Raw genomic sequence first — 9168 nt, forward strand, 5'->3', positions numbered from 1 at the left:
CGGGGTTTTGTGTGTTGCGGGAAGCGTCTCTTATTTGCGCTTCATGGACTCGAAGAATTCCAGGTTGGTCTTGGTATGCTTCATGCGGTCGATGAGGAATTCCATGGCGCCGATTTCGTCCATGGGATGCAGAACCTTGCGCAGGATCCACATCTTCTGCAGTTCATCTTCGCTGACCAAGCGCTCTTCGCGGCGGGTGCCGGACTTGCGAATGTTCATGGCCGGGAAGACGCGCTTCTCTGCTACCTTGCGATCCAGGTGCAGTTCCATGTTGCCGGTGCCCTTGAATTCTTCGTAGATCACTTCGTCCATTTTGGAGCCGGTGTCTACCAGGGCAGTGGCCAGGATGGTCAGGCTGCCGCCTTCCTCGATATTTCGTGCGGCACCGAAGAAACGCTTGGGTTTTTCCAGGGCATGGGCGTCCACACCACCGGTGAGCACCTTGCCGGAGCTGGGCTGCACGGTGTTATAGGCCCGTGCCAGACGAGTGATGGAGTCGAGCAGAATGACTACGTCCTGCTTGTGCTCTACCAGTCGCTTGGCTTTCTCGATCACCATCTCGGCAACCTGCACATGACGTGCGGGGGGCTCGTCGAAGGTCGATGCCACCACTTCGCCGCGTACGGTGCGTGACATCTCGGTCACTTCTTCCGGACGCTCGTCAATCAGCAGCACAATCATGTGCGATTCGGGGTTGTTGCGGGCAATGGACTGGGCCACGGTTTGCAGCAGCATGGTCTTGCCGGCTTTTGGCGGTGCCACGATCAGGCCGCGCTGCCCTTTGCCGATCGGCGCCACCAGATCGATCACCCGGCTGGTGATGTCTTCGGTGGAGCCATTACCTGCTTCCATGACGAAACGTTCGGTTGGGAACAGCGGCGTCAGGTTTTCGAACAGGATCTTGTTCTTGGCGTTTTCCGGCCGGTCAAAGTTGATCTCGTTGACCTTGAGCATGGCGAAATAGCGTTCGCCATCCTTGGGAGGCCGGATCTTGCCGGAAATGGTGTCGCCGGTGCGCAGGTTGAAACGGCGGATCTGGCTGGGAGAAACGTAAATATCGTCCGGTCCGGCCAGGTAAGAGCCCTCTGCGGAACGAAGGAAGCCGAAACCATCCTGCAGAATCTCCAGCACCCCGTCTCCGTAGATATCGGAGCCGTTCTTGGCGGCGCGTTTGAGGATGGAAAAGATTACGTCCTGTTTGCGGGTTCTTGCCAGGTTCTCGAGGCCGAGTTCCTTGGCAATGTCCAGAAGTTCTCCAATCGGCTTCTGCTTCAGTTCAGAAAGATTCATTGGCGTCTAGTTTGATGTCTTTGAATGAATTGAGAGGGTGCACCACAGGTGGTGCGGCGGTTGTTTTGATAATCTGGTTGATTCGGAATCTGGCCCGGCAAGCCTATAAAGGGGGCCATCAGGAAAAGGTAACCAGAGGTTCCGAAAGACTTGCTAAGGGGATGCTTGTTGTAAGCTGGTTCTGGAATCTACCACTGGAACAACAGACTGTCTAGTCTTTGCTGGTAGTAATGAAACGTAGCACCCCCGCCGGGTAGCGGGGGTGCTAGTGGGGGTTGCTGTCTGTCTTAGAGAGTGCTGTCCAGGAATGCGGCCAGCTGGCTCTTGGACAGGGCACCCACCTTGGTGGCTTCCACATTACCGTTCTTGAACACGGTCAGGGTGGGGATGCCGCGAACGCCGTATTTCTTGGGCGTTTCCGGGTTGTCGTCAATGTTGATCTTGGCAATGGTCAGCTTGTCACCGTACTCGCCGGCCAGTTGCTCCAGGATCGGCGCGACCATTTTGCAGGGGCCGCACCAGGGTGCCCAGTAGTCTACCAGCACCGGGCCGTCCGCATTGATGACCTGGGCTTCGAAGTCCGCGTCGGTCACATTGATAATCTCGCCGCTCATTGAATTCTCCTGAGATAGGGGGTTAGCTGGCCCGACGGGCGGGCTGTTGCGATGGTGGATAATATCAGGTCGTGGGTGCCGAATTTCAAGCGAGTGAGTGAATTATCGCGGTAGAGTTTGCCTATGACACCGTAACGCCATGATATTCGGTTAGAATTCGGGGCGTTTTTCAATGCTTTGTCTACCCGTAAGTTGGTGCGGAAAGGGCAATGGCCGTTCAGGAAAGGAGTGCATATGGAACATGGCGAGCATCTGGCGGCCATTGACCTGGGGTCGAACAGCTTTCACATGGTAGTGGCCCGGCAGGTCCACGGTGAGGTCCAGATTCTGGATGGCCTGTCCGAGAAGGTGCAGCTGGGAGCCGGGCTGGACCGGGATAACCGGCTGGACGGTGAGACCCAGGAACGGGCGCTGGATTGCCTGGGCCGGTTTGCCCAGCGCATTGCCGGTATTCCTCGCGGTAGCGTGCGGGTGGTGGGGACCAACACCCTGCGCCAGGCCCGCAATGCCCGGGAATTCATCGACCGGGCGGAAGCGGTGCTGGGCCACGACATCGAGATCGTGGCCGGGCGGGAAGAGGCCCGTCTGATTTACCTGGGGGTGGCGCACAGTCTGGCTGATGATGCCGGCCAGCGGCTGGTGGTGGATATCGGTGGCGGCTCCACGGAGCTGATCATCGGCGAGCGTTTCGAATCCACCGAGACGGAATCCCTGCACATGGGCTGCGTCAGTTTTGCTCAGCGCTTCTTTGCCGACGGCAGTATTACCGAAAAGGCCTTTGACCGGGCGGTGACCGCTGCCCGCCAGGAGGTGCTGTCCATCCATGCCAACTATCGACGCCTGGGCTGGCTGCAGGCGGTGGGTGCGTCCGGCACCATCAAGGCCATCAGCCAGGTGTGCGTTGACAACGGCTGGTCAGAAACCGGCATCACCATGGAGGGCCTGAAGAAGGCCCGCAAGAAAGTGATCAAGGCTGGCAAGGTAGAGCAGCTGGACCTGAAGGGGCTGCGCGAGGATCGTCGGGCCATCTTTCCCTCCGGGTTGGCGATTCTCTACGGCATCTTCGAGCAGTTGAGCATTGATCAGATGGAAGTGTCCGGTGGCGCCCTGCGCGAAGGGCTCCTGTATGACCTGCTGGGGCGTTTTGCCCACGAGGACGTGCGTGAGCGCAGTATCCAGTCGCTGATGAGTCGCCATCATGTGGAGCGCACTCAGGCGGAGCGTGTCTGTGACACGGCCACGGGTCTGTATGGTCAGGTGGCTAAAAGCTGGCAACTGGACGATGGCGAGTTGGCGGATACCTTGCGCTGGGGCGCGCTGCTCCACGAGGTGGGGCTGGCCGTTTCCCATAGCCAGTTCCACAAGCACGGCGCCTACCTGGTGACCAACTCGGACTTGCCCGGCTTTTCCCGCCAGGAGCAGCAGGCGGTGGCGGTGCTGGTGCGTGGCCACCGCCGCAAGCTTCCGCTGTCCGCGTTGTCAGAGCTGCCGGACGATGAGCAGCAGGGCCTGTTGCGGTTGTGCCTGGTGCTGCGATTGTCTGCTCGCCTGCACCATGCCCGTTGCGATGAAGTCATTCCCGAGATGGTGCTGAAAGCCGAAGATAATACCTTGTCCCTGCAGTTTCCGGCGCACTGGCTCGAAGAGCATCCGCTGACACTGGCTGATCTGGAACAGGAACAGGATTATTTTCGTGCTGGCGGCTATGAGCTGAAGCTAATGGATAATGGATAACGGTGCGGATTGCTGTTGTCGTTAAATGAAAGAGGCCGCGCCCAGGCGATTGGGCGCGGCCTCTTGCGTTTCCGGGCTTGGTGCCCTTTCCCGCGAGTTATCAATTAAAACTAACTTCCCCCCAGGGTTTCCAATAAGGTCTGCTGGGCGATAAAAGGTGCCTCCCCGTCCTGGGGCTGGGCACGTAGGTAGATGCCATCCGGCTGTAGTACCCAGGCGCGTCTGTTGTCGCGCAGGTAGTAATGCAGGCCCTGTTCAATCACTTGCGCCTTGAGCACCGGGTCGTTGACCGGGAAGCAGGTTTCCACCCGGTTGAACAGGTTGCGGTCCATCCAGTCGGCGCTGGAGCAGTACACCAGGTCCTCGCCGCCATGATGGAAGTGGTAAATGCGGGTATGTTCCAGGAAGCGGCCGATCACCGAGCGCACCCGGATATTGTCGGATAGCCCCGGTACCCCGGGTTTCAGGCAGCAGATCCCGCGTACGATCAGATCAATCTCCACGCCCGCCTGACTGGCCCGGTACAAGGCCTGGATGATCTTCTCTTCGGTGAGTGAATTGAATTTGGCAATGATTCGCGCCGGCTTGCCGGCGGTGGCTTGCTGCGTTTCAAAGTCGATCCATTCAATCAGCGACGGGTGCAGGGTAAAGGGCGAATGTTTCAGCTGTTTTAGCCGCGCCGCCTTGCCCATGCCGGTGAGCTCCTGAAAAATCTTGTGCACGTCCTGGCAGATGCCTTTCTCGCACGTCATCAGGCCGTAGTCGGTGTACAGCTTGGTGGTCTTGGTGTGGTAGTTGCCGGTGCCCAGATGCACGTAGCGCTTGATACCATCGCCTTCGCGGCGAACCACCAGCAGCATCTTGGCGTGGGTCTTGTAGCCCACCACCCCGTACACCACGATGGCGCCGGCTTCCTGCAGGCGCCGGGCCCCTTCGATATTGGATTCCTCGTCGAAGCGCGCACGCAGTTCCACGATGGCGGTGACTTCCTTGCCATTGCGGGCGGCGGTTTCCAGATGATCGAGAATTTCCGACTTGGTGCCGGTGCGGTACAGGGTCTGCTTGATAGCCAGCACCTTGGGGTCGCGGGCCGCTTCCGCCAGCAGGCTGACCACCGGCTGGAAGGATTCATAGGGGTGATGCAGCAGAATGTCGCCCTGATCCATGGCGTCGAAAATGGTTTCGGCTTTTTTTACTGCCGGCGCCAGCTTCGGGGTGTAAGGCGGGTAGTGCAGGCGCGGGCGGTTCACGCTGGTGAACATGCGCGCCAGGTTCACCGGGCCATTCACTTCGTACAGATCGATCTCGGTGAGTTCGAACTGCTCCAGCAAATAATCGGTCAGGTGACGCGGGCAGTTGTCCGCCACTTCCAGGCGCACCTCGTCACCATAACGCCGTGACAGCAGCTGGCCTTTCAGTGCGCTGGCCAGGTCTTCCACATCCTCATCCACTTCCATGTCCGCGTTACGGGTGACCCGGAACTGGTAGCAGCCGGTGGCTTTCATACCCGGGAACAGGTCCGATACATGGGCATGGATCATGGATGACAGGAACACGAAGTTGTCGTCGCCGCTTTCGCTGATCTCGTCAGGAATACGGATCAGCCGGGGCAGAGAGCGGGGTGCGGGCACAATGGCCAGACCGGTGGAACGGCCAAAGGCATCTTTGCCGTCCAGCGATACGATAAAGTTCAGGCTCTTGTTCACAAGCCGCGGGAAGGGGTGTGACGGGTCCAGGGCAATGGGGGTAAGCACCGGATAGATCTGTTCGCGAAAATATTTTTTCACCCATTCAATCTGTGCTTCGGTCCAGTCTTCGCGACGCAGAAAGTCCACGCCTTCCTCGCGCAGGGCCGGCAGAAGAATGTTGTTGAGAATGTGATACTGACGGTCCACCGCCTCGTGGGTCGTGCGGCTGATTTCCTTCAGGATTTCCTCGGCCAGCATGCCGTCGGGGCCCGGCTGGCCGGTGTGGGTTTCCAGCTTGTTTTTCAGGCCGGCCACACGGATCTCGAAAAATTCATCCATGTTGCTGGAAAAAATCAGCAGAAAATTCAGCCTTTCCATCAAGGGGTGGCTGTCGTCCATGGCCTGTTCCAGCACTCGCAGGTTGAACTGCAACAGGCTCAGCTCCCGGTTGAAATAGTAGTCCGGGTTATTGAGGTCGATGGCGCTGTGTTCGCTGGCAATGTCATTCATTGGCGTCGTCCTGACCGGGCCGTTTGGAAGACCCCTATTGCATGACATTAATGTGACACGGTAATGACAGGTGCAAAATGGTTTTGTGTTAACAGGCTGTTCAGCAGCCTGTTAAGCAGGATAGCGCGAGGGTCGGGGAGGCGGGAAGTGGAGATGAAATAATAAAGCCGCCCGCAGGCGGCTTTATGCATTTTCAGCCCTGGAAGATCCAGGATTGCTGGATGATGTCCAGTTCCTGCATCTCCTGGTCGGTAGGGGCGCGGCCTTGCGCAGCCGCCAGGCTCGACAGGCTCAGGGTGGCGATCAGGATCAGAGTACGCATAACAACTCCTAGGGTCAGGGACCCAACACTCAGATAAGAATCAGCAGAAAACAGGGCAGAGTGTATGCCAGGGCGGGAGAAAGGCATTGGCCGGGCTGGCTGGTGTGCCTGCCCGGCTGGTCAGTTTGTGAGCAAAAAAGCTCAGTTCAGACCTTTCAGTTTCTGCGCTGCCGCCTTGGCAAAGTAGGTAAGGATGCCGTCGGCGCCGGCACGCTTGAAGGCGAGCAGGGATTCCATCATCACCTTGTCCTGGTCCAGCCAGCCGTTCTGGAAGGCGGCCATGTGCATGGCGTATTCGCCACTCACCTGGTAGGCGTACACCGGCACCTTGAACTCGTCTTTCACCCGGCGCACCACATCCAGGTACGGCATGCCGGGTTTTACCATTACCATGTCGGCGCCTTCGGCCAGGTCCAGGGCGATTTCGTGCAGGGCCTCGTCGCTGTTGGCCGGGTCCATCTGGTAGGTGGTCTTGTCCGCCTTGCCCAGGTTGCCGGCGGAGCCCACCGCGTCGCGGAACGGCCCGTAATAGGCGCTGGCGTACTTGGCGGAGTAGGCCATGATGCGGGTGTGGATATGGCCATTGGCTTCCAGTGCCTCGCGGATGGCGCCGATGCGGCCGTCCATCATGTCCGAGGGGGCGATCACGTCGGCGCCGGCGTCCGCCTGGGACAGGGCCTGTTTGACCAGCGCGTCCACGGTGTCATCGTTGAGCACGTAGCCATTGTCGTCGATGATGCCGTCCTGGCCGTGGGTGGTGAACGGGTCCAGGGCGCCATCGGTGATCACACCCATTTCCGGCACCGCTGCCTTGATGGCGCGTACCGCCCGCTGGGCCAGGCCGTCCGGGTTCCAGGCTTCTTTGCCGTCCAGGGTTTTCACCTCGGCGGGTGTCACCGGGAAAAGGGCCATGGCAGGGACGCCCAGCCTGGCCAGTTCCTCGGCTTCCTTGACCAGCAGGTCCACGCTCATGCGTTCCACGCCGGGCATGGAGGCGACGGTTTCGGTCTGGTTATTCCCTTCAAGCACAAACACCGGGTAAATCAGATCGTCCACGGTGAGGGTGTTTTCGCGCATCAACCGGCGGGAGAAATCGTCGCGGCGCATGCGGCGCAGACGGGTGGCGGGCCAGGGGGCGCGGGTGACAGACATGGGGCGGAGTCCTCTAGTAACATGGGGCGCCCGATGCAGGCGTGTATCGGGCGCAATGACGAGAGTTTAGCAAGAGCGGTAGACGATGGAAAAACAGCCGGCCTTTCATTTGGCCTTTATGGTGAATGACCTGGAAGAAGCGGCAGACTTTTACTGCCGGGTGTTGGGTGGCCGCCGGGGGCGGGATGCCCCTAACTGGGTGGATATTGATCTGCATGGTCATCAGCTTTCCCTGCACAAAGGTGAGGATCTGACACCGATCCAGGGCTACAGTGAGGTGGATGGTCATCCGGTGCCCATGCCGCACTTTGGTGTGGTGCTGGATTTCGCCCGCTGGGAAACCCTGGTGGAACGCATTTACGACAATGACTGGCCGTTCCTGCTCAAGCCCCGTGAACGTTTTGTGGGGCAGCCCGCCGAGCAGGGCACGTTTTTCGTGCAGGACCCCACCGGTAACACGCTGGAGTTCAAGGGACTGCGCGAGATCGATCGTATCTTCGAGGTGTAATCATCATGGGCCGCTGGCGACCAAAAGGCATTCCTGCTTCCAAGTACATCACCGCCGAAGGCTACAAGAAACTCAACGATGAGCTGCAATACCTGTGGAAGGAAAAACGCCCGGCGGTGACCCAGGCGGTGCAGGAAGCCGCCGCCCAGGGGGACCGGTCCGAGAATGCCGAATACATATACGGCAAGAAACAGTTGCGTGAGATCGACGGGCGGGTACGTTTTCTGAGCAAGCGTCTGGATGACATGACTGTCGTGGATCGGGTGCCGGAAGACCAGAGTAAGGTGTTCTTTGGTGCCTGGGTGGAGCTGGAGAATGAGGACGGTGACACCGAAACCTACCGTCTGGTGGGGCCGGACGAAACCGACGCCAAGAGGCACTACATCAGCATCGATGCGCCACTGGCACGGGCCTTGCTGAAGAAACAGGTGGATGACGAGGTGGTGGTAGAAACGCCAGCCGGCGAGCGTTGCCTGTTCATCAGCCGTATCTGGTATGAGCAAGGCGAGAGGCGTTGAACGAGCCAGCTCCAGGGAAAGAAGCGATGGCGGCAAGCGAACCCTTGCCGAACGGCGTTGTCTCTCCATCACTGCTAACAACACGATAATCGAAGGCTTATAGCCCATGAGCGCCAACCGTCGTATCTGGTTCTTTATCCGCAAGTCCCTGCTGGGTGGCCTGACCATTCTGTTGCCCATTTCCATCATCGTGTTTTTCTTCCGCTGGATTTACCAGACGGTGACGGAAATGATCGCGCCGTTTACCACGGTATTTATCCGCGCCTTTGACCTGCCCAAATTCGTGGCCGACTGGTTGTCGGTGCTGGCGGTTCTGGTGCTGTGCTTTCTGGTGGGTACCCTGGTGGCCACAAGGGTGGGCAGTTGGCTGTGGCATCAGTGGGAAGAGAACGTCATGACCCGACTGCCGGGCTACAAGACGGTCAAGGAAGTGATCGGCCAACTGATGGGCAGCAACAGCGACAGCCCGTTCAGCCGTGGCGAGGTTGCACGGGTGTGGCTGTATGGCAGAGACACGGATGTGTCGGTCACTGCACTGGTTACCTCCCGCCATGCGGACGGCCATGTTACCGTCTTCGTGCCCACCGGCCCCAATCCCACCAGCGGTTTTATCTATCACGTGGATCAGAGCCTGGTGGAGCTACACCCGGAAATCGGCGTGGAGAGCATGATGAAAACCGTGGTGTCCTGCGGTGCGGGCACGGCGGCGTTGTTCAAGACCGACAAGGCGTAATAGCTACGAGCTACGAGCTACGAGCTACGAGCTACGAGCTACGAGCTACGAGCTACGAGCTACGAGCTACGAGCTACGAGCTACGAGCTACGAGCTACG

9 protein-coding genes are annotated in these 9168 nt (G+C 59.1%); 4 read left to right on the plus strand and 5 right to left on the minus strand.

What is annotated here, in order from left to right; genetic code table 11:
* Nucleotides 1–30: 30 nt before the first annotated feature.
* Nucleotides 31–1290, minus strand: a complete 1260-nt coding sequence (gene rho, locus Q0Y02_RS06530; protein WP_035248298.1) for a transcription termination factor Rho — start codon at nucleotides 1288–1290, stop codon at nucleotides 31–33.
* 287 nt (nucleotides 1291–1577) lie between these two features.
* A complete protein-coding gene (trxA, locus tag Q0Y02_RS06535) occupies nucleotides 1578–1904 on the minus strand; it encodes a thioredoxin TrxA (RefSeq protein ID WP_035248300.1) in 327 nt (108 codons plus the stop codon).
* Between the two features lie 234 nt (nucleotides 1905–2138).
* Here trxA and ppx point away from each other — a divergent pair, with 234 nt between their 5' ends.
* The gene (ppx, locus tag Q0Y02_RS06540; RefSeq protein WP_297766111.1) at nucleotides 2139–3638 is read left to right on the plus strand and encodes an exopolyphosphatase; all 1500 of its coding nucleotides are present in this window, start codon (nucleotides 2139–2141) and stop codon (nucleotides 3636–3638) included.
* Nucleotides 3639–3748: 110 nt separating this feature from the next.
* Here the strand turns inward: ppx and ppk1 are convergent, their stop codons facing one another.
* The 3 genes from ppk1 to hemB form a co-directional block, all read right to left on the minus strand.
* The gene (gene ppk1, locus Q0Y02_RS06545; RefSeq protein ID WP_297766114.1) at nucleotides 3749–5836 is read right to left on the minus strand and encodes a polyphosphate kinase 1; all 2088 of its coding nucleotides are present in this window, start codon (nucleotides 5834–5836) and stop codon (nucleotides 3749–3751) included.
* Nucleotides 5837–6029: 193 nt separating this feature from the next.
* The gene (locus tag Q0Y02_RS06550; RefSeq protein ID WP_297766117.1) at nucleotides 6030–6158 is read right to left on the minus strand and encodes a hypothetical protein; all 129 of its coding nucleotides are present in this window, start codon (nucleotides 6156–6158) and stop codon (nucleotides 6030–6032) included.
* Between the two features lie 141 nt (nucleotides 6159–6299).
* On the minus strand, nucleotides 6300–7310 hold the full coding sequence (gene hemB / locus Q0Y02_RS06555; protein WP_297766120.1) for a porphobilinogen synthase: 1011 nt from the start codon (nucleotides 7308–7310) through the stop codon (nucleotides 6300–6302).
* An 85-nt stretch (nucleotides 7311–7395) separates the two neighbouring features.
* Between hemB and Q0Y02_RS06560 the strand changes: the two genes are divergently transcribed.
* The 3 genes from Q0Y02_RS06560 (at nucleotide 7396) to Q0Y02_RS06570 (ending at nucleotide 9069) form a co-directional block, all read left to right on the plus strand.
* The gene (locus Q0Y02_RS06560) at nucleotides 7396–7818 is read left to right on the plus strand and encodes a VOC family protein (RefSeq protein ID WP_035248308.1); all 423 of its coding nucleotides are present in this window, start codon (nucleotides 7396–7398) and stop codon (nucleotides 7816–7818) included.
* A 5-nt stretch (nucleotides 7819–7823) separates the two neighbouring features.
* Nucleotides 7824–8336: a transcription elongation factor GreB gene (gene greB / locus Q0Y02_RS06565; RefSeq protein ID WP_297766124.1), complete on the plus strand. Its 513-nt coding sequence runs from the start codon at nucleotides 7824–7826 to the stop codon at nucleotides 8334–8336.
* Between the two features lie 106 nt (nucleotides 8337–8442).
* On the plus strand, nucleotides 8443–9069 hold the full coding sequence (locus tag Q0Y02_RS06570; protein WP_297766127.1) for a DUF502 domain-containing protein: 627 nt from the start codon (nucleotides 8443–8445) through the stop codon (nucleotides 9067–9069).
* Nucleotides 9070–9168 lie beyond the last annotated feature (99 nt).

The organism is uncultured Alcanivorax sp. (assembly GCF_947258575.1).
GTDB lineage: Bacteria > Pseudomonadota > Gammaproteobacteria > Pseudomonadales > Alcanivoracaceae > Alcanivorax.

Coding starts and splice junctions, on each gene's coding strand:
- rho (WP_035248298.1), bottom strand. CDS start 1,290: ATGAATCTTTCTGAACTGAAGCAGAAGCCGATTGGAGAACTTCTGGAC.
- trxA (WP_035248300.1), bottom strand. CDS start 1,904: ATGAGCGGCGAGATTATCAATGTGACCGACGCGGACTTCGAAGCCCAG.
- ppx (WP_297766111.1), top strand. CDS start 2,139: ATGGAACATGGCGAGCATCTGGCGGCCATTGACCTGGGGTCGAACAGC.
- ppk1 (WP_297766114.1), bottom strand. CDS start 5,836: ATGAATGACATTGCCAGCGAACACAGCGCCATCGACCTCAATAACCCG.
- Q0Y02_RS06550 (WP_297766117.1), bottom strand. CDS start 6,158: ATGCGTACTCTGATCCTGATCGCCACCCTGAGCCTGTCGAGCCTGGCG.
- hemB (WP_297766120.1), bottom strand. CDS start 7,310: ATGTCTGTCACCCGCGCCCCCTGGCCCGCCACCCGTCTGCGCCGCATG.
- Q0Y02_RS06560 (WP_035248308.1), top strand. CDS start 7,396: ATGGAAAAACAGCCGGCCTTTCATTTGGCCTTTATGGTGAATGACCTG.
- greB (WP_297766124.1), top strand. CDS start 7,824: ATGGGCCGCTGGCGACCAAAAGGCATTCCTGCTTCCAAGTACATCACC.
- Q0Y02_RS06570 (WP_297766127.1), top strand. CDS start 8,443: ATGAGCGCCAACCGTCGTATCTGGTTCTTTATCCGCAAGTCCCTGCTG.